The sequence below is a fragment of the Crocosphaera sp. XPORK-15E genome (assembly GCF_034931425.1).
Lineage (GTDB): Bacteria > Cyanobacteriota > Cyanobacteriia > Cyanobacteriales > Microcystaceae > UHCC-0190.
In genome coordinates this window covers 29856-53797 of sequence record NZ_JAYGHQ010000001.1, presented here as the reverse complement: position 1 = coordinate 53797, position 23942 = coordinate 29856, and the positions used below count along the sequence as shown (strand labels likewise).

Below are 23942 nucleotides of genomic sequence, written 5' to 3'. Positions count from 1 at the left end.
ATGATCACTTAAACTTGTGTAATTAGAGGAAGCTCATTGAGATAAGCTTGTAATCTTTCAATCAAGGGTTTAAAGTAATAAATCAAACCTCGAACTAAACAAATAAATGTGAGTCCAAAGAACATCCCAAACACTACATGAAACATCATTAAAACTCCATAAGCAGCAGCAACAGACAACCCAAAAATTACTTGATTTTTCGGTTGAATTGGTGTAGTACCTGGATCACTTATCATATAGAAAGTAAAGAGAACAAAAGCAACCCCTGTCATCGGTAATAAGGCTGGAACTAAAGGCGTTTCAAACCAATAACTTCTGATAGCTGCTTGTAAGAAAAATCCCCCAACCCAAGCCATAATTAATGGTAATTTACGGGTAAAACGCGCATTAAGAAAGGTTCCTGTACAAATAATAATTGCTGGAAAAATCCAATCAGCCCATCCATATAAATTCTCAGTAAATTGATAAGGTGGGGAAATTCCAATCCAAGGAAATAGAATTAAAGTAACACTAATTCCAAAATTTGAAGGGTTTAAAAAATGCCGTAATTTATTACCCATAGAAACCCGAAATAGATATTTTGAGGCAATAGCAACCGCCGCTGCAAATGCAATGGAAAATAATCGCTCATTAGCATATAAAAGCATTGCTACTGCTAACCCTGTAATATGAGCAGGTAAAAGAAAGTCAATAAATGTGGTGATATTTCCCAAGAAACGAGGTTCTTTACCATTGCTCAAACTCTCAAAAGTTTCTAACAATAATTCCATGCTATAAGCTGCTATTAAAGACACAAAAGGTTGGGCCCAAGATTGCTCAAAACCGAGGAAAGTATGACCTAAGATATTGAGGAATGTAATTGCGATCGCAAAACGACGTAAACCTGCAAGACGTGGGTTTTCAGTAGAAGTCTTTTTCTGGGTAATTGGGGTAATATTGGAAGTAGAAATGAATTGGGTAATTGTCATGGCTTTAATTCAAGATATAACAGAGGATGTGATCGTTCCTTCTAGTGATTTACTGAGTGATGAACCGCAAATGGAAACTTATTTACACCTCCAACAGATGATTTTGCTGCTGAAATGTTTAGAATGGCGGTGGCGAGATCAACAAAACTTCTTTGCTGCGGGAAATTTGACCATTTATTACAGTCCCCGTCAACGGAAATCTGAACATTTTCGAGGCCCTGATTTTTTTGTTGTTTTAGATGTAGAAAGAAAACCTCGTAAGAGTTGGGTAGTTTGGGAAGAAGGGGGCAAATATCCTAATGTAATTGTAGAAATTTTATCAACCACAACGGCAGAAACTGATCGAGGTTTAAAGAAACAGATTTATCAAGATATTTTCCGCACTCCTGATTATTTTTGGTTTGATCCAGAAACCTTGGAGTTTCAAGGATTTCAGTTAATGTCAGGTCAATATCAAGCAATAGAACCTAATGAGAAAGGATGGTTATGGAGTCAACAGTTAGGGCTATATTTAGGGCTTGATCATGATAAATTGCGGTTTTTTACTCCTGAAGAAAAGTTAGTGTTAACGCCAGAAGAAACAGCAGAACGTTTAGCCGAGAAACTGCAAGAACTGGGAATTAATCCTGATGACATAGATTAGTCAGTTTGGGGTGTTGGGTTGGGTTAAACCAGGGTTAACCCAACGGACTAAAAGATGATTATTCCTGAGTGTTTCCCTTGCGTTTAATACCAGCAATTGACCCTAAACCAAATAAGAGAAGGCCAAGGGTTGTGGAGGGTTCAGGGATAGATGCAGCCGCAGCATCTCTGGGATCAGCAGGGATACCCTTAGATTGAGCGAGTCGAAACTGAAATTCAGCAACATCGTCTTGATTGTCTCCAGTATCATTACCATTAAAACCAATACCATGACCAGCTAAAGTCAAACTTCCCAGTACATTGTTTTCGCTGATCTCCCCTGGAGTACAACCAATACCCGCTTCACAATTTTTAAAGTAAACGCGGACGGGTTCTGAACCTTCATGGAGATAGACAACTCTGGGGGGAAACGTCGTTAAATTATCATCTCCTCTCAAAAAGAGTGGATTAGGATTAAAGACCGTTCCCAAACCAGGAATATCAACCTCAGCAAAAACATTGAAAAAGCTCGTAGCTGGGAAGTCTAGGTTAGAATCTCCACTGTTACCTGAGTTGGACACAACTTCCCCTGGACTAATGGGTTGATCCGGTGCTTTATTACCAACCCGAACATTAAATCCTGCGCCATTGGTCAGCAATAAAGACTCAACATTAGTATGGACTTCTCTGGCACCAGGAACGTCAAATTCAGGGGGCATGATCGAGAAATCACTATCAGAGATGATTCTTCCTGCTATCCCAACTATTGCTCCTCCTGTGTCAATAGCATCCCCATCAATATGAGGATCACTCCGCCCAATGACGGTGTTGGGATCGGACAGCAGAGGACTGGTAAAGGTGAAAGTCACAGGATCGTATAAAGAGAGAGGAAGGCTCTCAAACAGTGGGCGAAAGTGCGGATTAATCACAACCTCGAAACCCCCTAGAGAAAAGGTGTTGTCGTCTGCTGGCCCTCCAGGAAACATTTGTGCTTTGGCTTCTGGGGACACACCTAAAAAGGCGATCGCACTTAAACCAACAACACCAATTAAACTACGGGTAACAAACTTGGATGGATTCAAAATAGTCATGGTTTCATACTCCTTGTCTAACAGTTAAATTTGGTTAATTTTTAAGTTAGGTAGGTTGAGTTATCAAATACCCAACCTCAATACAGTTAAGATGTTCGGTTAAAACAGGGTTAACCCAACGGACTTAAGAAATGATTATTCAAGACTGTTTCCCTTGCGTTTTAGACCAGCAACTGAACCTAAACCGAATAAGAGAAGGCCAAGGGTTGTGGAGGGTTCAGGAACAGAAGGTAAATCTACTGCATCTACCCGGCCAGGTGCAATAGGATCTATCCAATTTTGTCCGCCATCAAGGCTAATTTGACCATAAATATCAAAGAAGCTCATAATTTCAAACTTCCCGTTGGCTAACTCCGTAACCATAGTCATTCCAGTGGAGGCCGTATCAGGATCTTCACGAAACATTAATCCATCAGGTAATCCCAAAAGATCAAGTTGCAACATTTCATTGTCGAAAGTCTTTTTCACTAGACCATCATTAAGAGTCTCTATGTTTATCAGGGTGATCTTTGTTGTTACTGCAGCGGGTATACCTTTAAGATCGAGTTTTCGTCCATCAGGAAGCGTCACAACCATATCCACATCGGAGTTAAACATTTCTGTCTGCATATCACCGATGTTCATCGGTTCATCCCCCGTGAATTTAATATCACGGAAACGAGAGTGGAAAGGGTTACTAAAATCAATGCCATTGGGATACTGGAGATGTTGTTGGGCAGCGTAGGCACAATCAACGGGTGGCAAAGAACTACCACTGCTAGTACACATTTGTGCTTTGGCTGACTCTGGAAAACCTAAAAAGGCGATCGCACTTAAACCAACAGCCCCGATTAAACTACGGGTAATAAACTTCGGTGGATTCAAAAAAGTCATGGTTTCATACTCCTTGTCTAACAGTTAAATTTGGTTAATTTTTAAGTTAGGTAGGTTGAGTTATCAAATACCCAACCTAAATACAGTTAAGGTGTTGGGTTAACCCTCGTTTAACCCAACAGACTAAGAGATTATTATTTCTCAGTGCTTCCTTTGCGTTTAATACCAGCAACTGACCCTAAACCGAGTAAGAGAAGGCCAAGGGTTGTAGAGGGTTCGGGAATTTTTTTGTCTGTATGGCGGGCCCATGCTGCTGAATCATCATAGGTCTTAACGATAAAGCCACCATTACTATCGTAAGTTCCCAGTCCTGAGCCGATAAAAGATTCAAAGCCAGTCTGGAGGATATTATTCTGTGAATCAACCAGTTTCCAGTAAAAATCTAATGTATTCGTCCAACTGGCCATATTGCCCATGTCCATAAGAGTCATAGATGACACAGGTTGAGTTTGAGTATCATCAAGCATTAAGAAGACGTTTTGATTGCCAAACTCAGCTACAGGGGTAACGCTCATTAAATTGAGACTAACAAATTGAAGATCAATCGTACACTTACCCGTTGCGTCGAAATCACAATCATTGAGTCGCTCTACAGCCGTATCAGCACCCCCTGGCAAAACGGGAACTCCTTTAAAGTAAACACGCCCCATAGGTCCGCTTTGGTCAAAATCTACCCATGTGTCTGAACCAAGAGGAGTAAAAAGATAATCAATTCCTGCGTTAATATCTGCTGCTTTCACAGACTCTGTCACCCCAAAAAAGGCGATCGCACTTAACCCCACAGCCCCAATTAAACTACGGGTAACAAACTTCGGTGGATTCAAAATAGTCATGGTTTAATTCTCCATTAGTTAACATTTACATTTGCTTGAAATACGCTCCTTAACAGAAGCTGGTTTTAAAACTTCTAGCTCATACTAGAAGCGGTTTTTGTCGTTTCTCCCAGTCGCACAGTATGGCTACCTGGTGCTAACAACAAACTTGTGTGTTGGGGTTGTCCCTCTGTATCGCGCCATTGCACCTCAACGGGTAAAGCAGCATCTGCACTCACTTTCCCTAAGCCAAAATGCAACCGAGAACTCCTCACCCCAGAATGTCCATTTCCTCCGTCTACCTGAGCAACTAATTTCTGTCCATCAGGTAAACTCACTGTTACTGAAGCACCGATCGCCTCAGAAATAGAAGCGTTACTATAGCGCAATAGTTTTAAATCTAAAAATGCCCCTGTGTCATGACTATCGTTGCGGTAGAAATAGGAATCTTCCCATTGGTTGGCAAAAATGAAGTCTAAATCTCCATCTCCATCAACATCTGCGGTAGCAATACCCCGCGTTACATAGGCTTCATCTAACCTTAATTCCTTAGCTAAATCGTAATAACGACCATCAGCACCACGGACAAAGAATGGGTTATGTTGATGCCCACTTAAATCATCGCCGTCTTGGAATTTAAACCAACTATTAGATACCTTTAATAATTGATCATTGCTTAATGCTAATTCCTGTAATTCTGGCCAACGATACACATCCCCTTTACGAAAACCAGTTGCTTGTAATGCTTCTAATTCTCCATCATTATCGAAGTCGGCAAATTTGGTTTCCCAACCCCAACCACCGCGAGATAATCCTAATGATTCACTCTCATCTTTATAAGGGGCAATTCCTTGATTCATCTTAGCAACTTTTCCCGTACTTGTAAAGAGAAAATGACTTTCTTCTAAAGCATATTCATCAGCAATATTGCTCACATAAATATCTAACAAGCCATCATGATTAATGTCTCCAAAATCTACCCCCATTCCCTTAAAAGAATCATGACCCAATACTTTAGAATTAGGAGTCGTAAACCCTTTCTCTCCTTCAAGTACAGCAAATTTAAGCTTGCCAGGAACTGACCTATTATGTAAGAGATGATCTGGCCCAAAATCATTGGCAAAGTAGATTTCTGGTAATAAATCTCCATCTAAATCAGCCGTTCCTACCCCTAATGTCCAGCCATGAGTTGTCTTTTCATCAAAGACATTTGCAACTTCTTGATAAGCAACTTTATCTGAATCTTTTTCCCACAATAAAACCCGATTTGTTCCCCCATTATAAGCACGGGTCATAGAATCTTGCATTTGTTCTATTTTAGTGCTATTTGGGTCAATAATTTCTGAGTTATCAGGGAAATAATTGCCGATAATTAAATCATTGTGTCCATCTCCATCTAAATCAGAAAAAGCAGCAGCATTGGTGTACCATTTATCACCCGTTGACACAATATCTTGAGCAACATAACTATCACTATTAAGACTCAATAAAGTAGAAAAATTTTCACCTTCTGCCTCCTGCCTGGTTATCGAGCGGAGTCGAGATATGCCTCCTGCCTTCAGAAAAGCAACAGGAGTGCGTCCCCAATAATAAACCAAAAGATCTATGCTTCCATCTTCATTAATATCCCCAGGTAAACATCCCATAGGTGCCATAGTTACAGCATCATAAGACAAATTTACAGGAGACAAAGTAAAGGGTGAATAGCGATCGCCACTCCCTGGTATGGGTGCAACAATTACCTGATCATTACGGGGTTCGACATAACAAACATCATTATCTAACCCGTCCCCGTCAAGATCATTCATGGCAACAGCAGCCCCTACAGCCGATATCCAGCCAGAATGACGCTTTAAACTCGGATTAACTTCACGAATCTGATGATAAGGCTCTCCTGCTACTTCTGGCAAAGGAAAACGGGTAAATTCAAACCGAGAAGCGATCGCGTCTCTTTCACTAGCCGAGAGAACAGGAAGACGAGAAAAAGCAAATAAGACAATAATAACGGTAAAAGCTAAGATATGCTTGCCATAGCGTCGTATAGCGCGTTTTAAGTTTCTCATGATGCTAATTTCTACTTAGACAAAGTGCTTTTGAATCCGTTGCCGCCACTGTTCATAAGCCGGAACAGTTTCGCTGTAGGATAATCCTGTTAAGGTGTCATCGGTAATATCTGCTGCAAGTTGTGCTGACATTCCACACAAGATCTCAGCCGCTATCTCCGTATGTTCCGTTAAATTTCCGGCTCTAATGCGGGTTTTAGCAGCAAAAGCCACCCCTTGAGCTAATTCTGGATAATATGGTTTAGAAGCCTCTTTTAAGCTGGCTATAGCCGCTTTTTCTGCCCTCCCTGCATAAGCACAAGCTAAACCGATACCACTCCATAAGTCAGCCCGTCTACTGGGTTGAAATTGGGCGATCGCCTGTTGAATAGCCTGAATATCTGCCCCTTTGACAAACCAGAGACTTCTACCTAAACCTTGATCAAAGACACGACTGCTATACCCTGACAAGTTGTTCGGTGGTTTAATGCCTTGTATATATTCACGCCATTGAAAATATCCTTGATGAAACCCATACCCGTCTATAGTTAACCAACCCAGTAAAGGATCAGGTTTCTGTAGGGACGAAAGGCCTTTCGCCCCGAATTGCTGTAATCTTGTTAAATAGGCTTGAATGCCCCCAGGAAGTCGCGCTAATAGCCATCCGATGCCCACATAAGTCATATAAATGTGGTTTTGTCCTTCTGATGCTAAAAATTCCGTAATCCTGGTTTTATTCCAAGGAGTAAGGTGATCTAGTAAGGTTAACCCCATAGCGGCCCCCTCAAAGGCAAATCCTCTGTATTCTGCCTCAATTTGATTAAGTTGGGCAATGACATGATTAGGAGAATTAAAGGCGATCGCTGTTTGATATCCTTGTAAAAAGGTCTTACCAATGGCTTCTAAGTGCTGTTGTGTCTTGGCATTCTTCCCCTGAAACCCGCGTTTAGCAAAGGTTGCTTCTTCTAGGGAAATGCCTAATAGGGTTTGTCGTAATTTATTAAAAAATGATGGGGCAAATGTAGACGTATCCGCACTTTTCCCCTGGGAAAATGGCGTTGCAATTGTTACAATGATGAACATAATGGTTTGTCAGCCTCCACCCTGGCAGGGGTGGGTAGGTGTGGAAAAACTATTTTTTTGAGATTTTTAGCTTGAGTTGGGGCTTTTCTGCTTCAACTCGGTTTTTTTTGGGAAAGGGCGATCGCAGTAATTGTCACCTGGTTTTCTAATATTCTTTGTCTCATCAATATCTCCTGGCTATAAACAGTAAATTTATCAACACCAACTAATTTAAAGCAAGTTCACCAATTTGAGTGTTGTTTTTCCGCAAATATGTTCGTTTTCGTTACATTTATTTACACACCTTCAAACAACTTAAAATATAGAGGGTTTTTTGTTAACTTTAAATTACGCTTTGTCCAATTTTGTACAAGTTTGTCCAAGTTTGTCTAACTTTATCCCTTGATTTTAAGTTTGATTACAAAAAGTAAATTGATTGTAAACTTGAAAACTCAAGAATCAATTAAAATTTAGGAGTCTAATCTTAGCTTTGTCTTGTCCCAACTGTTCCCAAAGATAGGCCCTAACTTGATTTGATCCTCTAGAGGTATTTTCCCTAATTTTTAACCAGTAATTTACCCCAATTCTATCCATTAATACCACAAAACCAAGGGATCAGTAAGGAATAAATAATTAAAATTTTCAAACTTAACAAATCTTCAAAAAATAGTCAAGAATAGGAAGGGTAAAAAAGTTAGGATATCTTTGACAATTAAAAGCTAATTTAAGCCGAAAACTTTCAAAATAAAATAACCGAAGAATGAAAAATGACTCAGATAAAAATGCAAAATCAATGGTTAAGCCCCCTTATTATGGTTTTTTTCGCCATAATTGGCTCATCCGTCATCACCTTAGCGATAGTTGCTCAAATACGACCTTCCCCTTCCAATCAGTCCATAAATGTTAATAGATTACCCACAGAAAAAACGCGCCTAAAAACCGTAGCAGCTTTAGGCAGATTAGAACCCCAAGGAGAAGTTATCCAGATCTCAGTTCCCACGGTACTAGAAGGGGCTAAGGTCGAACAATTATTCTTAAAACAAGGAGAAACCGTCAAAAAAGGGCAAGTAATCGCCATTCTGCATAACCGCGATCGCCTTCAAGCTGCCCTCGACCAAACTATGTCTCAAGTAGCCATTGCCCAAGCCAATTTAGCCAAAGTGAACGCAGGGGCAAAAATTGGGGAGATTCGCGCCCAAAAAGCTGATATTGCCCGCATTGAAGCGGAATTACAAGGACAAAAAGCCAGCCAACAAGCCAGCATTAACCGCATTAAGGCAGAACTCAACAACGCTAAAACCGACTGTCACCGCTACCAAACCCTTTATCAAGATGGGGCCATTTCCGCCTCAGAAAAAGATAATATCTGTGTCAAAGCTGAGACATATCAAGAACAATTGATTGAAACACAGACCAACCGCGATCGCACCATTGCTACTCTAGCGCAACAGTTAGCAGAAGCCCAAGCAACCTTAGAACAGATCGCAGAAATACGCCCCGTAGATGTGGCGATCGCTCAAGCAGAACTAAATAAGGCAAAAACCGAGGTTAAGCAAGCCCAAGCTAACCTAGACTTAGCCTATGTTTACGCGCCTCAAGATGGTCAAATTCTCAAAATTCAGACTTTTGCCGGGGAAATGGTCGGTCAACAGGGTATTGTAGACTTAGGACAAACTCAACAGATGTATGCGATCGCCGAAGTTTATGAAACCGACATTCACCAGATCCGCAATGGTCAAACTGCCACCATTAGCAGTCAAGGGTTTGAGGGAAAATTAACCGGAACTGTTGACGAAATTGGCTTACAAATTGGCAAAAAAGACAGTTTAGGAACTGATCCTGCTGCTGATGTTGATGCGAGAGTGGTGGAAGTTAAAATTCGCCTCTCTCCAACTTCGAGTCAACAGGTTAGAGGTTTAACCAACTTACAAGTTAAGATTATCATCAATACTCAATCCTTACCTGCGGCTAATTCTTAATTATGGGTTTGGCTAAAATTTCTCTTGCTTGGTTACAACTAAAACATCAAAGAATGCGCCTACTCACAGCTATTGCTGGCATTAGTTTTGCGGTGATTTTGATGTTTATGCAGTTAGGTTTTCAAGCAGCTTTATTTGATAGCGCGGTCTTACTTCATCATAGTTTACGGGGGGATATTTTTTTATTAAGTCCTCGTTCAACGGCATTAATTGCCATGAGAAGCTTTTCTGAGAGACGATTATATCAAGCATTAGCACTTAATAATGTGGAATTTATTACCCCCATTTATTTAGGGTTTGCTCAATGGAAAAATCCGACTAATCCTTTAGCATGGCGTAATATTCATATTATCGGTTTTGATACAGAATATCCAGTTTTTGATTTACCTGGAGTCAAGTCTAATGTGGATAAGTTAAATGAACCTGATGTGGTGTTATTTGATGAAGCATCTCGCCCTGAATTTGGCCCAGTAACAAGGCTTTTTCAACAAGGAAATTATATCACAACCGAAATTGATAATATGAGCAATGCCACCCGTCAGGTTAAGGTTGTGGGGTTGTTTAAATTGGGAACAACTTTTGGTATTGATGGCAATTTGATTACCAGTCATGTTAATTTTTTACGAATTTTTTCCCGACGACAAAAAGGATTAATTGAAGTAGGAGTTATTAAACTAAAATCAGGGATTAATTCTCAGCAATTCAAACAAGAATTACAACAACTTATTCCCAATGATGTCAAGATTTTTACAAAACAAGAATGGATTGATTTTGAGAAACAATATTGGATGACAAGTACCGCCATTGGTTTTATTTTTACCTTGGGGGTTGGGATGGGTTTAATTGTTGGTATTGTAGTCGTTTATCAGATTCTTTATACTGATGTTTCTGATCACTTAAAAGAGTATGCAACCCTAACGACAATGGGTTACAAACATCGCTATTTTCTCACTGTTATCTTACAAGAATCGATCATTCTAGCTTGTCTTGGTTATATTCCTGGTTTTCTTATTTCTTCAGGGCTTTATATCATCGCTTATCAAAAAACTCTCTTACCGATCGCCATGACTCATAATCGAACTTGGTTCGTCTTTTTATTAACAGTTTTTATGTGTTTTATCGCGGGAATAATCGCTATTCGTAAACTACAAGATGTTGATCCTGCTGATATTTTTTAACTAGAAAATATGTAGGGGTAATTGATGAATTACCCCTATAGATAGGTTTTGTGCGTAAGTCCGGAGCAACTTATCCTTGAGGGTTTAACCAGCCCGCACTTAAGACGATAGTCAAAGCAATAAAAACAGTGCTGAGTGTCCAGGTAACTTGGTTTAAGGTTTTCTCAGCACTCTTGGCCGACGTAAATAACTGTGCTTGTCCCCCAATACCCCCTAACCCGTCTCCTTTGGGACTGTGTAAGAGAATGAGAATGATTAACAAAGCGGCGGTGACTGTCCAAATAGTTTGAATAAGTTGCGGTAAGGTCATTAGTTTCTTATGGGTTAACGAGAAAGGTGAACAGGTGTACGATTCGTTTTGATTTCCACCTCGGCCGGTTGAATCAGCGATCGCCCTGTCATTTCTACTGGCTGTGGTAATTGTAGAATCTGGAGGATGGTTGGGGCAACATCAGCCAATTTGCCATCGTCCCTTAATTCAACCATACCGCCATGGCCAGGAATTTTGCGCCCTTCTCCTTCGACTAAAATAAAGGGGACGGGATTAGTTGTATGGGCTGTCCAGACGTTCCCATCTTCATCTCTCATGGTTTCTGCATTGCCATGATCAGCAGTAATAAGGGCAGTTCCCCCCATTTTACTAATACTCGACAATAACCGTCCTAAACAATTATCGACGGTTTCAATGGCTTGTATAGCCGCTTCTGTATTGCCTGTATGCCCCACCATGTCAGGGTTGGCATAATTCATCACTATCAGGCCATAAACACCTTTGTCGATGGCTTTACAGGCAGTATCTGTCACCGCTTCTGCTGACATGGCCGGGGCTTGATCATAAGTTGCTACCATGGGACTTTGAATGAGTTCCCGATCTTCTCCTTCCAGGGGTTTTTCTAACCCACCATTGAAGAAATAGGTGACATGGGGATATTTTTCGGTTTCGGCGGTGCGAAATTGTTTTAAACCATGACGAGAGACGACTTCCCCTAAAATATTGTCGAGGTTTTGGGGTGCAAAGGCGACTTTAACGGGTAGACGAGGATCGTATTGAGTAAAGGTGACAAAATTTAAAGGTTGGATTAATTCTCGCGGAAATCCCTCAAAACTGGGCATGGTAAGGGCTGAACAGATTTCTCTGGCCCGATCAGGTCGAAAATTGAAGAAAATGACTCCATCTCCCGCTTCTATGGCCCCTGGTGCAATGCGGGTGGGGGGAATAAATTCATCGGTTTTATCTTGAGTATAAAAATCTTTTATAACTTCAATGGCGGAACGTCCATCACCAACGCCGTTTTGGGTGATCAGATCATAAGCTTTTTGCACCCGATCCCAACGGTTATCCCGATCCATTGCATAATAACGGCCACTGATGGTGGCAATGCGTCCGATCCCTATTTTTTCAATGTGGTCAGCAATTTTGGCGATCGCCTTCACCCCATCGGTGGTATTGGTATCCCGGCCATCAGTAATAACATGAACACAAACATCTGTAATATTTTGTTGTTTAGCTAAATTGAGGAGTCCTAATAGGTGGTCGATGTGAGAATGCACCCCACCTTCTGAACATAAGCCAATGAGATGCAGTTTACCCTTGCCAGAACGCACTTCATCACAAATTTCGACTAATGCGGGGTTTTCGTAAATTGACCCATCTTCAACAGCATCGGAAATTCTGACTAATTCTTGGGGGACAATACGACCAGCACCTAGGTTAAGGTGTCCCACTTCTGAGTTGCCCATTTGACCTTGAGGAAGCCCTACATCTTTGCCTGATGTCCGAATAAGGGTTCTGGGATAGGTCGTCCAAAGGCAGTCCACCACCGGAGTTTGGGCCATGGCAATGGCGTTATCTTCGGTTGATTTACGATAACCCCAGCCATCTAGAATTACTAGCACCACTGGAGATACAGGTGCTTGTGCCATGATTGTTCACCTATTAGTTCAATTGTCATGCACAGTAATCATAACACTTCTGTCTCCAAAGTACCTAATTTTTGCTGGTTTCTCAAATCTTTTTTTGTAAATATACTTATGACGGTGATAATTATCATTGATTGTTGATAAAATTATAAATCATCTTCTGATATTTCATCCCTTAAGTCTCACGAGTCGCAATATAAACGTTAAAATGCCCCAATTCACGTCTCTTGAACAAGCTCTTAAGCACTTTTTTGGTTACGATCAGTTTCGCCCTGGTCAGTCTAAAATTATTACGGAAGCCCTTGATAATCGGGATTTATTAGTGATTATGCCCACCGGAGGGGGCAAATCTCTATGTTTTCAGCTTCCGGCTTTGTTGAAACCTGGGTTAACTGTGGTAGTTTCCCCTTTAATTGCCTTGATGCAAGATCAGGTTGATTCTTTATTAGATAATGGCATTGGGGCTACTTTCTTGAATAGTACCTTAACTTGGGAAGAATTGCAATCAAGAGAAAAAGCCATTGTCAGTGGCAAAATCAAGTTACTTTATGTGGCACCGGAACGCTTATTAAATGAAAAGTTTATGCCTTTCCTAGATTTTTTGTCCACTAAAATCGGGATTTCTGCTTTTGCTATTGATGAGGCCCATTGTGTATCAGAATGGGGTCATGATTTTCGTCCTGAATATCGACAATTAAAGCAACTAAGAAACCGTTATCCTCAAGTTTCTATGTTGGCCTTAACTGCTACGGCAACTAAACGGGTGAGAGAGGATATTATTAAACAGTTAGGACTGCAAAAACCGACCGTACATCTAGCTAGTTTTGATCGACCTAATTTATATTATGAAGTTCAACCAAAATCTAGACAAAGTTATACACAATTATTGAGTTATATTCGCACTCAAAAAGGCTCTGGAATTATTTATTGTTTAAGCCGTAAAAATGTTGATATGATTGCCTCGCGTTTACAACAAGATGGCATTGAGGCCTTACCTTATCATGCAGGGATGTATGATGATGAAAGGTCAATTAATCAAACCAGATTTATTCGAGATGATGTCAGAATTATTGTAGCAACGATTGCCTTTGGTATGGGTATTAATAAACCCGATGTTCGCTTTGTTATTCATTATGATTTACCCCGTAATTTAGAAGGTTACTATCAAGAATCTGGTCGAGCAGGAAGGGATGGAGAACCAGCAAATTGTGTCTTATTTATGGGTTTTGGTGATCTCAAAAAGATTGAATTTATGATTGATCAAAAATCAGAACCCCAAGAACAAAAAGTCGCTCGTCAACAGTTACGTCAAGTCGTAGATTATGCGGAGGGAACTGAGTGTAGAAGAAGCATTGTTTTAAGATATTTTGGTCAACAATTTAGAGGTAATTGTGATAATTGTGATAATTGTAAAAACCCTAAACCTGTAGAAGATTGGACAATTGAAGCGCAAAAATTTCTCTCCTGTGTGGCCCGTTGTCAAGAAAGATTTGGGATGACCCATATTATTGATGTTTTACGGGGTTCTAAAAAGAAAAAAATTGAACAGTATGGACACCATTTACTGTCAACTTATGGCATTGGTGAAGGTAGAAGTGTGGCAGAATGGAAGATGTTAGGACGCTCTTTAATTCATCAAGGTTTAGTGAGTGAAACAACAGATGGATTTTCTGTGTTAAAATTAAATAAAAAGAGTTGGGAAATCTTTAGAAATGAACGAAAAGTTGAAATTGCAATCACTGAATCATTAACCACTAAAATCCTAGATGAATATAATCCTAGACAAGCTGAAAGTGATTTATTGTTGGATAAATTAAGACAGTTGAGAAAACATTTAGCCGATGTGCATAAAATTCCTCCTTATGTTATTTTCGCTGATTCTAGTTTACGTTTAATGACACAAATTAAACCCCAAACATTAGAAGCATTTAAAAAGATTTCTGGAGTAACTGCATATAAAGCAGAGCAATATGGGGATAGTTTTGTCTCGGAAATTAGGGAATTTTGTCAACAACAAAGTTTACCCACACCCTTACCAAATCAGAGTAATATGATTACCTTACAATTGTATCAACAAGGGTTAACTATTCCAGAAATTGCTAAAAGTAGAAACTTAAAAGAATCAACCATCTATACCCATATTTCTGAATTAATAGAAATGCAGCAACCTATTGATATTGATCAGTTTATTTCAGAAGCGAAAAAAGCTATGATTATTAAATGTATAGAAACTATTGGAGATGGTGCATTGACTCCAATAAAAAATCATTTAGGAGATGATTATAGTTATAATGAAATAAAGTTAGTGAGAGGTTGGTATCGACGACAAAATAAATAGTTTAAGGGAAATCTTGCACAATCTAACTAATTAGGAGTTTAACCCATGAGCGACCCTATAACAGTCACCTACTCACTAGAAGAAGTCCTTAAGCGTATGGACGACAAACTAGATAAAATGAATGAACGTTTTGATAAGATAGATGAACGCTTGAATAAGATTGAGATAGAAGTAACGGAAGTTAAGACGGAATTAAAGGGAATGAATAAACGGTTAGATTCTCAAGAGTTTATCAATCGTTCCGTTGCTATTGGGGTTATTATCGCTTTAACCAGTGGGGTAATTAAGTTATTTTTCCCCAACTTCCCTAACCTACCCCATTAACTATTATAACTAATTACGGAGTTTAACCCATGAGCGACCCTGTTACAGTCACCTACTCACTCGAAGAAGTCCTTAAGCGTATAGAGGACAAACTAGACAAGATGGATGGACGTTTGAATAAGATTGAGATAGAAGTAACAGAAGTTAAGACAGAACTAAAAGGAATTAATAAACGGTTAGATTCTCAAGAGTTTATTAATCGTTCCATTGCTATCGGGGTTATCGTTGCTTTAACCAGTGGTGTGATTAAGTTATTTTTCCCCAACTTCCCTAACCTACCCCATTAACTATTATAACTAATTAGGAGTTTAACCCATGAACGACCCTGTTACAGTCACCTACTCCTTAGAAGAAGTCCTTAAGCGCATTGAGGGTAAGCTAGACACCCTCCAAGAAGACGTAACGGATTTAAAAATAGGACAAGCTAGATTAGAGGAAAAAGTCGATGGTTTAGGGAAACGATTAGATAATCAAGAGTTTATTAATCGTGGTGTTTTGATTGGCTTAATCGTGGCTTTATTAGGAGGATTAGCTAAAATGTTGGGATTTATAGGAAATCCTTAATAAAATAGCCATGATAAACTTTTTCTGTCCCTAATTAGGAGTTTAACCCATGAAAGAATAAGCTCAAAAATGCCTAGACAAATATCCTTGACTGTAATTATTATTAAAAGATTACTCGGTAACTTCCCCCTAACTTATGTCTAATTCTATTATTAATCTCCAAACCGCCGAAAACCAGCAAATATTAACTATTAACCCCCCAAAAACAGGACTATCCTTACAAGGAACCCTAAAAATACCTGGGGATAAGTCCATTTCTCATCGTGCTTTAATGTTAGGGGCGATCGCACAGGGACAAACCACCATCGAAGGATTATTATTAGGGGAAGATCCCCGCAGTACCGCCGAATGTTTTCGCGCTATGGGGGCAGAAATATCCCCCTTAAACAGCCAAAAAGTCACTGTACAAGGAATTGGCTTAGGTAAGCTACAAGAACCCCTAGACGTGCTAAATGCGGGCAATTCTGGCACCACCATCAGGCTAATGTTAGGCTTGTTAGCATCCCACCGAGATCGCTTTTTCTCTGTCACGGGTGATGCTTCCTTGCGATCGCGTCCCATGTCCCGTGTCATCAAACCATTACAACAAATGGGGGCGCAAATATGGGGGCGCAATAACAACAGTTTAGCCCCTTTAGCTATTCAAGGACAACCCCTTAAACCCATTCATTATCAGTCTCCTATTGCTTCGGCCCAGGTAAAATCCTGTATATTATTAGCAGGACTGATGACAGAAGGCAAAACCACTGTTACCGAACCCGCCTTATCCCGTGACCATAGCGAACGGATGTTACAGGCATTTGGGGCAACCTTAGAAATTGATTCTCAAACCAACAGTGTTAGTATTATCGGTGGGCCAAACCTAACAGGTCAAACCGTGATTGTACCTGGGGATATTAGTTCTGCTGCTTTTTGGTTAGTAGCGGCCTCTATTGTTCCTGGGTCAGAATTATTAATAGAAAATGTCGGCATAAATCCCACAAGAATCGGTGTTTTAGAAGCCTTAGAAATGATGGGGGCTGATATTAAATTAGAAAATAAACGGATAGTAACAGGGGAACCTGTGGCCGATTTAAGGGTCAAATCTTGTCAATTAAAAGGCTGTACCATTGAAGGAGATATTATTCCCCGTCTCATTGATGAGGTTCCTATTTTAGCAGTTGCAGCGATTTTTGCTGAGGGAACAACTATCATTAAAGATGCAGCAGAATTGCGGGTTAAAGAAAGCGATCGCCTGGCAGTTATGGCCTCAGAATTAAGCAAAATGGGAGCCAAAATTACCGAGTTACCTGATGGCTTAGAAATTACCGGAGGAACGGGTTTAAAAGGGGCTGAAGTTGATAGCTATACCGATCATCGTATTGCGATGAGTTTAGCGATCGCCAGTTTAAATACCCAAGAAAAAACTATCATTCATCGAGCAGAAGCTGCGGCTATTTCTTATCCTGAATTTGTCGGAACATTGCAGCAAATATGTGATTCTTTGTGAACTACCCTACCGTATCCTTCATATTTGACTATACTAAGGAAATCAATTTAGTTTTTGACATCAATAATCGTGATTGCCATTTATCCAGGAAGTTTCGATCCCGTTACACTCGGCCATCTTGATATTATTGAACGAGGGGTAATTTTATTTGAGAAGGTAATTGTAGCAGTTTTGTGCAACCCGAACAAGCAACCTCTATTCACAGCAGAAAAACGGGTAGAACAAATTCGCCACTGTACTCAACATTTAGCGAAAGTAGAGGTTGATAGCTTTACCGGATTAACTGTAGACTATGCTAAGTTACACAAAGCTAGGGTGTTGCTCAGGGGGTTACGGGTGTTATCAGACTTTGAAAAAGAACTACAAATGGCTCACACCAATAAAACCCTCTCGAAAGAAGTAGAAACGGTGTTTCTGGCCACCAATAAGGAATATAGCTTTCTCAGCAGCAGCACTGTTAAGGAAATTGCCCAATTTGGCGGTGCCATTTCCCATTTAGTCCCTGAAAACGTCGCTAGAGACATCCGTATACATTACAGTTAATTAACAAAGGATCTATCGTTTTTATTATTTTTATTGATACTTATGGTACGCCGAAACTCATCTTCCCCCAATGCTTCAGTAAACCGTCAAGGCAATGGTACGACGGATCGCCGAGAGGTTGATTTTGATATTCAACAAGAGTTGGCCCGTCTTCAGGAAATGATCTATGAAAGCTTTCATATCCCTGTATCTCGATGGACGATTGTAGATGAAGATAAGTTGCTTGAGCAATTAGATCTGATTGGAACGAAAATTCCTGAAGCTATTAGAAAGGCTTTATCAGTGCTGGAGCAAGAGCAAGATCTTATTGCTGAGGCCGAAGCTTATGCAGAGCGAATTGTCCAGTCTGCTCAACAACGGGCTGCCCAAATTTTAGATGAATCAGGGATTATTCAACAAGCACAACGAGAAGCTAACCAAATTCGTCAGCAGGTACAGCAGGAATGTGAGGCCATTCAAAGGCAAACCATGGGCGAAATTGAGCAATTACGCCAAGTCACCACCAGCGAAATGCAGCAGTTGCGTCAACAAAGTATGGTCGAGAGCCAAAATGTTCAAGACGGGGCTGATGAATATGCAGATGCAGTATTAACACGCCTAGAACAGCAACTGAGCGAGATGTTAGGGGTGGTTCGCAATGGTCGTCAGCAATTATATGGTAATTCGCCTCAACGCAATGCTACACCCCCAGGAAAGTCCCTTCCTGGAACTGTGAAGAAACGCCCCCAGTAAGGGTTAATTAATTAGAAGTTGGGGACCCTTCCTCTTTACGGGCAGTCGGGGGGGCAGGTACCGTCGATTGAGGTTCAGGAGTAGTCTTCCTACCTGTCGGTGGTGCAGGAGTTTCAGACGGTTTGATCTCAGGAGAGGGTACAGGTTGAGGAGGGGGATATCTTCTCACCTCGACGGGAGCAGGTTCGACTGGGGGTTTGACTTCAGGGGAAGGTATCGGTTTGACGGGAGGCTCTCTTCTCACCTCAATGGGAGCAGGTTCGACTGGGGGTTTGACTTCAGGAGAAGGTATCGGTTTGACGGGAGGATCTCTCCTCACCTCAATGGGAACAGGTTCAATCGGGGGTTTGACTTCAGGGGAAGGTATCGGTTTGACAGGGGGATCTCTTCTCACCTCGATGGGAGCAGGTTCAATCGGGGGTTTGACTTCAGGGGAAGGTATCGGTTTGACAGGGGGATCTCTTCTCACCTCGATGGGAATAGGAGTAACAGGGGATTTTTCCGTATCATTGCCAGGAAGGGCCGGGGTTTGGGGAGGTTCAGTACGAGCAATAGAGGGACAAATATTAGAGTCCGGTTGAAAAGTTACCGTTACCCTAGTGGGTTGGGAAAAACTCTGCGATCGCACATCTTGAAGCCCTTGATTATTCAAGATCGGATAGCCTGAACTTTTGGTCATGAAGGGAGGTTGGGCCAATTGTCCTTGGGCATTAACTTGAACATTATAAACAGCCGATCCCTCTAATTTGGCGTTGCAAGCGGCTCTGGGATAAGTCCCGCGAATGGTCATCATTTGGCCTGGTTTCAGGGTCACGCCTGTTTGCTGCATCCATTCGAGATCTTTGCGTCTCGCTTCTTGCCGTTCGGTTCCTTGGGGATTATAAGCCAGGTTTTCTGTTCCATTTTGGAGATTTTCCGCAATGTTATTTCGTCCTGTTGAAGATGAGGTATTAGTGGCAATTTCTCCTGTTCCATTGGGATTACCAAAAAAGTCATCTTGAGGCCCTTGTCCGAGGGAGGGTCGATCAAACGGAATTGAGGCCCGAGGATCATTGGTCTGGGGATCTATGCCTGATAGCTCAGTTTTGGGGGTTGGGGGTCTAAGAATACTAGGGTTGGGTGGCGGTGTGATGGGAATTGAACGCGGTGGCAGTGCCATGGGAATTCTACTGTAATTACCATAGGAAGATAGGGGAGGTAAGGCCGGTAAACTTGGTGGCGCAGGTAAATTACTTAAGGGTGCTGGAAGGGAAGGCGCGAAGTTAGGAGAATCTAAGACCGGAACATCCCCTAAAGCGGTATTGGGAAATTCTGGCATATCCAGGGACCCAGAAGATTGATCCGGTAGACGATTTTGCTCAGCAGGACTCAATTCAATGACATTGACATTTTTGGGTTTCGCGGCTGAGTCTGAGCCATTACCCGTCGGTAAATTGGTAAGGTAGGGAACAACAAGAAAGAGTGCCAGGCCATGAAGGCCGACAGAGGTAAAGGTCGAGAGGAGATTGGAATTAAAGACCCGAATGGGTAGAGGTTGAATGAGGGAAGGGGAGGACATAGCCATGACGCTGAAATCTTCTAGGCAATTCTGTTTAGTTATTTATAACAAAACTCATGCCCCTATGACACAGCGATCGCTATGATTCTTTTCTGGACAGGGGCCCCCTTACCTTATGAATCCTCATTTTGTGGCAACCTTTACTTAATCAATTTTCTCTAGTTGCCAAAGAATTTGGTTTCCTTCTCGGCGAACTCGTGAGACAACCCAATTACGCCAAGACCAATGATCGCCGCGACTGGTGACAGCACTGGCATTGATATCCATTAAATCGGCCAATTCTGAGCTAGTAATTAAGTAACCCCTAGTGGCGATTTCATCAGCAATGCGTAGGGTTTCAATCAGGTTTTGAATTTCAATTACTCTCTCTTCACGGGAGAGATCTAGTTCTTCAAGCGCACTGACAGATGAGTCAATCATAGTGGTATCGATGTTCAATTTGTAAGAGGTTGTCTTGCGTAAACGGTAAAGGAAGTTGCTAAGATTTCACGAATCTTGCTATCATTTATCTTAGCGACTTTTGGCTGAAATATCAGTTTAACAATTTTTTTTATCAAGAATAACTGACTTTATCTCTCCTTGATCAATCTCTTTGTCAGCGTCATAGCAATAAGGTGAGATAGGCGTTTCTGTAGATTTAATTATTAAAATCATCGTCAATCAAATAATCAAAAAAATCATAGTTTAGTCCTCCGCAAGACGCTATAAAACAACTATAATTTAAAAAGTGGGGTTGGGTATCGCCTCACTTAAAAATGCTCGAAAGAAGTAATTCCTAGAGAAGCCCACGTTGAAATCTTTGATTCAACGATGGGAGTATATCACACAGTGATTAAAAAAAGGGGCAGATGGCCCCTTAAATCTCTCAAAGTAATTGTACTCAAGAAAAGTCAGTATCTAATCTTTATACTAAAGGTGTGACACGACCATAGAAAATACCGCGAATTTTAACATCAACGGCTTCTTTAGCTCCTAAATCCGTATCAGAAGGCTGTTCACTTTCAAATACGCCAGCGATTTCTCCGGTTTCCTTGTCAACTTTAGTGACTCTCAGAGAGATAGAACCCTTACCAATGGGAGTTTGTTTCACATTGGCGTATTCTTCACTATCAGCACCCGCAGGTAAAGCGACAGCATTGTCATACCCAGTGGCCAAACCACGACCTTTAGGATCTAAGAAAGTGGCACCCCGATAGGAAGGAACTTTAAAATCTCCTTCAAAATCAACAGAACTGTTAATGGAAGTAAATCCAGGCTCAGTTTTACCGACTAAATTTTTAATGGTAAAGAAGAAAGGAACCTGTTCGCCACCAGGTAATTGAACCGTTACAGGTTGGAAGTCCATACCGCCTTCTTCAATGAAGGTTAAGACTCCATCTTTACTCACACTAATTTTGCCAGTAATCTGCTCTAAACTGGTGGTGAAACGAGTTAATAACTTGCCAGACACATATTCTGCTTCTTGGCGTTTATTAACGGGTTCTTCCTTGACAAAATATTCTGTGGGTTCGAGACAGAAATCGTCGACTTGATAAGTTTTACCAAGTTCAATGGGAAGAGAACCCCGTGTAAATTCAGAAATTTGGGGACACTTATTCGCCAACCCTGTATTTAAAATCTCTTCGTAGGTTAAATCCTGGGGATTAACCGCATTGGCTGGGCCTTCGCTACAAGCGGTAATTAAACCTAAGCACAAGGCCAGAAAAGCAATAATTAATGAACGAAATCTCATGATCATCCTCGCTTTGTCAATCTCAATGTGACATAATCCCGCGCACTCCGCGCTTTACTTTGTGCGGGGTTTCCCTAACTCACGATAGGGCATTCCTGGTTATTTCCATCACTGGGATTTCGCCACTTATCTCAAACCCATTGGTACATATCTATGAAATACGAACCGATGTTGGTTTCCCGACAGAACGACTAATCAGGCGTTTTCGTTTTCCAGAGTCCCTGGATACATATAGTCTTTTGGACAAGTTAGGCAATTGTATCGGGATCTACTTTACCAAAATTCGTCCCCCCCTTCCCCTAAACGGAGTAATTCTTTATCGAACAACACGGGATCTTCAAAACTCCTGTTTTTAAACAGGAGATTTAGAACGTCAACACCAAAATCTTCTATCATGGGGTTGGCTAGGGAAAGGATTTAGGATTCACGATGGAGCAACCAACAAGATCAACCCCAATAGAACAGTCCCTGAACTCCCCAGATAGTTCTTTTTCGGATTCCCTGCAAGAGATTATGGTGAGGGTGGAGACAGTCGCTGAGCAATGTGATGGCGATTCTCAGGCATTGCTAGACTTGCTCCGTACCTTAGAAACGTTACACCGAGAAATCCGCTCTAATCTATTTGAGCCTTCTTTACCTAATACCCGCAATGCTTTATATGAGTTTCTTAAAGAAATTGATGAAAGTGGAGGATGGCCATATATTGAACGGATGAAGCTTCAAGCATTCCTCAAAATGGTTTCTCCCAAAGATGAGACTTCCACCAATACTCAATCTTGAACTAGATTAAGTTTGAACAAGATTACAAATCCGCTAAACTAAAGGCATTGATTGGGCTAAATTGACCTATGACCATTGCGATCGGCCAACCAATACAACAGAAACCGCTTAATTTTGATGAGTTTCTCGCTTGTTATGGTGGTGATAACCGTTATGAACTGATCGATGGGGAAGTATTCGACTTGGAACCAACCGGCCAACATGAGGAAGTTGCCGCTTTCATTATTGCAAAGATCTGTGTTCAGATTGACGGAATAGGTTTACCTTGGTTTGTGCTTCAGAGGGGACTATTGCGCCCTTCTAACATGGATATGACAGCATTTAGACCTGATGTTGCTGTTGTTGATCGAAATGAACTTACTAAAGAACTGCTTTGGTCTGACCAGTCGATCCTAACTCTGGGTAATTCAATTAAATTTGTGGCGGAAGTTGTTAGTAGTAACTGGCAAAATGATTATGCGCGAAAGGTTGAAGATTACGCGGTTTTAGGCATCCCCGAATATTGGATTGCAGACTACCCCCGATTAGGGGGTACTCAACACATTGGCAAACCTAAACAACCTACTCTGTCTATCTGTACCCTAGTTAATGGGGAGTATGAAATTCAGCAGTTTCGGGGCAATCAGAGCATTCTTTCTCTAACCTTCCCAGATTTAAAATTGACGGCTGAACAGGTTTTGCGGGCTGGTAGATGAAATATAGAAAATGTGGGTAGCTGTAACGACAATTTGTAACTACAAGAGGATGATCGTTACAGTTATGGAGAGCATTCCTTTAGTGCTTGATTTGTAGTAGAACGCGGAACTTTACGATAAAATGAGACTTAAGACTTGATGCTATCGCTAAAGCCAGAATTAAACTAGCCAAACAACATCAAAAAATAGCTAATTTAAGACGGGATTATCTGCATAAAATCACTTGTTACTTAGCTAAAAACTTCTCGGAAATTGTCATAGAAGACCTGAATGTATCAGGAATGTTAGCTAATAGAAAATTGGCTAAAGCTATTTCTGAACTAGGCTTTTATGAGTTTAGAAGACAGCTAGAGTATAAATGTGAGCTTTATGGGTCAAAATTGACCATAGTTGACCGATGGTTTCCCAGTTCTAAAACTTGTTCAGGCTGTGGCGCGATTAAAGTCGATTTATCTTTATCAGACCGGATTTATAGCTGTGAATGCGGGTTAGAAATAGATAGAGACTTAAATGCGGCTAAAGTTTTAGCGAGTAAAGCGGTAGGCTATACCGTGTTAGCCTGTGGACAGAGTGCCGCCGACGGTTCTGGTTGAAGCAGGAAGTAAACCTCAATGTGGCGTAATATACCACGTTGTATCAGT

23 protein-coding genes and 1 pseudogene are annotated in these 23942 nt (G+C 41.0%); 13 read left to right on the top strand and 11 right to left on the bottom strand.

The features are described from left to right. Positions 1-8: 8 nt before the first annotated feature. The gene (locus VB691_RS00245; protein ID WP_323289447.1) at positions 9-968 is read right to left on the bottom strand and encodes an enediyne biosynthesis protein UnbU; all 960 of its coding nucleotides are present in this window, start codon (positions 966-968) and stop codon (positions 9-11) included. On the opposite strand from VB691_RS00245, the gene VB691_RS00240 reads away from it, so the two are divergent. Further along, complete coding sequence (locus tag VB691_RS00240; RefSeq protein WP_323289649.1) at positions 967-1611, top strand: Uma2 family endonuclease; 645 nt, start codon at positions 967-969, stop codon at positions 1609-1611. The genes VB691_RS00245 and VB691_RS00240 overlap by 2 nt on opposite strands. Positions 1612-1669: 58 nt before the next feature. On the opposite strand, the gene VB691_RS00235 is transcribed toward VB691_RS00240, so the two are convergent. From VB691_RS00235 to VB691_RS00215, 5 genes are all read right to left on the bottom strand, one after another. Beyond that, positions 1670-2680: a PEP-CTERM sorting domain-containing protein gene (locus VB691_RS00235; protein ID WP_323289446.1), complete on the bottom strand. Its 1011-nt coding sequence runs from the start codon at positions 2678-2680 to the stop codon at positions 1670-1672. A gap of 135 nt (positions 2681-2815) precedes the next feature. Then, on the bottom strand, positions 2816-3553 hold the full coding sequence (locus VB691_RS00230; RefSeq protein WP_323289445.1) for a PEP-CTERM sorting domain-containing protein: 738 nt from the start codon (positions 3551-3553) through the stop codon (positions 2816-2818). Positions 3554-3687: 134 nt separating this feature from the next. After that, positions 3688-4386 (bottom strand): PEP-CTERM sorting domain-containing protein, encoded by a 699-nt coding sequence (locus tag VB691_RS00225; RefSeq protein WP_323289444.1) that lies wholly within the window; start codon positions 4384-4386, stop codon positions 3688-3690. A gap of 74 nt (positions 4387-4460) precedes the next feature. Further along, on the bottom strand, positions 4461-6428 hold the full coding sequence (locus VB691_RS00220; protein ID WP_323289443.1) for a CRTAC1 family protein: 1968 nt from the start codon (positions 6426-6428) through the stop codon (positions 4461-4463). 15 nt (positions 6429-6443) lie between these two features. Further along, entirely contained in the window at positions 6444-7490 is a 1047-nt protein-coding gene (locus VB691_RS00215) for a DUF1702 family protein (RefSeq protein WP_323289442.1), read from the bottom strand. Between the two features lie 746 nt (positions 7491-8236). On the opposite strand from VB691_RS00215, the gene VB691_RS00210 reads away from it, so the two are divergent. Further along, the gene (locus tag VB691_RS00210) at positions 8237-9448 is read left to right on the top strand and encodes an ABC exporter membrane fusion protein (protein ID WP_323289441.1); all 1212 of its coding nucleotides are present in this window, start codon (positions 8237-8239) and stop codon (positions 9446-9448) included. Positions 9449-9450: 2 nt separating this feature from the next. Further along, entirely contained in the window at positions 9451-10626 is a 1176-nt protein-coding gene (gene devC, locus VB691_RS00205) for an ABC transporter permease DevC (RefSeq protein ID WP_323289440.1), read from the top strand. 70 nt (positions 10627-10696) lie between these two features. On the opposite strand, the gene secG is transcribed toward devC, so the two are convergent. Continuing rightward, on the bottom strand, positions 10697-10936 hold the full coding sequence (gene secG / locus VB691_RS00200; RefSeq protein WP_323289439.1) for a preprotein translocase subunit SecG: 240 nt from the start codon (positions 10934-10936) through the stop codon (positions 10697-10699). Between the two features lie 14 nt (positions 10937-10950). Continuing rightward, positions 10951-12549, bottom strand: a complete 1599-nt coding sequence (gene gpmI / locus VB691_RS00195; protein WP_323289438.1) for a 2,3-bisphosphoglycerate-independent phosphoglycerate mutase — start codon at positions 12547-12549, stop codon at positions 10951-10953. Positions 12550-12754: 205 nt separating this feature from the next. On the opposite strand from gpmI, the gene recQ reads away from it, so the two are divergent. The 7 genes from recQ (at position 12755) to VB691_RS00160 (ending at position 18536) form a co-directional block, all read left to right on the top strand. After that, positions 12755-14884 carry a DNA helicase RecQ gene (gene recQ / locus VB691_RS00190; RefSeq protein ID WP_323289437.1) on the top strand — a complete coding sequence of 710 codons (2130 nt, stop codon included), beginning with the start codon at positions 12755-12757 and terminating at the stop codon, positions 14882-14884. Between the two features lie 45 nt (positions 14885-14929). Further along, positions 14930-15208 (top strand): hypothetical protein, encoded by a 279-nt coding sequence (locus tag VB691_RS00185; RefSeq protein ID WP_323289436.1) that lies wholly within the window; start codon positions 14930-14932, stop codon positions 15206-15208. A gap of 29 nt (positions 15209-15237) precedes the next feature. Then, positions 15238-15495 (top strand): hypothetical protein, encoded by a 258-nt coding sequence (locus VB691_RS00180; protein WP_323289435.1) that lies wholly within the window; start codon positions 15238-15240, stop codon positions 15493-15495. A gap of 28 nt (positions 15496-15523) precedes the next feature. Continuing rightward, positions 15524-15772, top strand: a complete 249-nt coding sequence (locus VB691_RS00175; RefSeq protein ID WP_323289434.1) for a hypothetical protein — start codon at positions 15524-15526, stop codon at positions 15770-15772. A gap of 136 nt (positions 15773-15908) precedes the next feature. Beyond that, positions 15909-17261 carry a 3-phosphoshikimate 1-carboxyvinyltransferase gene (gene aroA, locus VB691_RS00170; protein WP_323289433.1) on the top strand — a complete coding sequence of 451 codons (1353 nt, stop codon included), beginning with the start codon at positions 15909-15911 and terminating at the stop codon, positions 17259-17261. A 69-nt stretch (positions 17262-17330) separates the two neighbouring features. Beyond that, complete coding sequence (gene coaD / locus VB691_RS00165; RefSeq protein ID WP_323289648.1) at positions 17331-17804, top strand: pantetheine-phosphate adenylyltransferase; 474 nt, start codon at positions 17331-17333, stop codon at positions 17802-17804. Positions 17805-17846: 42 nt separating this feature from the next. Further along, positions 17847-18536: an ATP synthase F0 subunit B gene (locus VB691_RS00160; RefSeq protein ID WP_323289432.1), complete on the top strand. Its 690-nt coding sequence runs from the start codon at positions 17847-17849 to the stop codon at positions 18534-18536. A 7-nt stretch (positions 18537-18543) separates the two neighbouring features. Here the strand turns inward: VB691_RS00160 and VB691_RS00155 are convergent, their stop codons facing one another. The 3 genes from VB691_RS00155 to VB691_RS00145 form a co-directional block, all read right to left on the bottom strand. Further along, the gene (locus VB691_RS00155; RefSeq protein WP_323289431.1) at positions 18544-20100 is read right to left on the bottom strand and encodes an energy transducer TonB; all 1557 of its coding nucleotides are present in this window, start codon (positions 20098-20100) and stop codon (positions 18544-18546) included. A 138-nt stretch (positions 20101-20238) separates the two neighbouring features. Further along, positions 20239-20514: a hypothetical protein gene (locus VB691_RS00150; protein ID WP_323289430.1), complete on the bottom strand. Its 276-nt coding sequence runs from the start codon at positions 20512-20514 to the stop codon at positions 20239-20241. A gap of 484 nt (positions 20515-20998) precedes the next feature. Next, on the bottom strand, positions 20999-21826 hold the full coding sequence (locus VB691_RS00145; protein WP_323289429.1) for a photosystem II manganese-stabilizing polypeptide: 828 nt from the start codon (positions 21824-21826) through the stop codon (positions 20999-21001). Positions 21827-22255: 429 nt separating this feature from the next. Here VB691_RS00145 and VB691_RS00140 point away from each other — a divergent pair, with 429 nt between their 5' ends. From VB691_RS00140 to VB691_RS00130, 3 genes and pseudogenes are all read left to right on the top strand, one after another. Further along, the gene (locus VB691_RS00140) at positions 22256-22606 is read left to right on the top strand and encodes a hypothetical protein (RefSeq protein WP_416244499.1); all 351 of its coding nucleotides are present in this window, start codon (positions 22256-22258) and stop codon (positions 22604-22606) included. A 68-nt stretch (positions 22607-22674) separates the two neighbouring features. Then, on the top strand, positions 22675-23301 hold the full coding sequence (locus VB691_RS00135; RefSeq protein ID WP_323289428.1) for a Uma2 family endonuclease: 627 nt from the start codon (positions 22675-22677) through the stop codon (positions 23299-23301). A 149-nt stretch (positions 23302-23450) separates the two neighbouring features. Further along, positions 23451-23923, top strand: a pseudogene (locus VB691_RS00130) (RNA-guided endonuclease InsQ/TnpB family protein); the annotation flags it as partial. Positions 23924-23942: the final 19 nt, after the last annotated feature.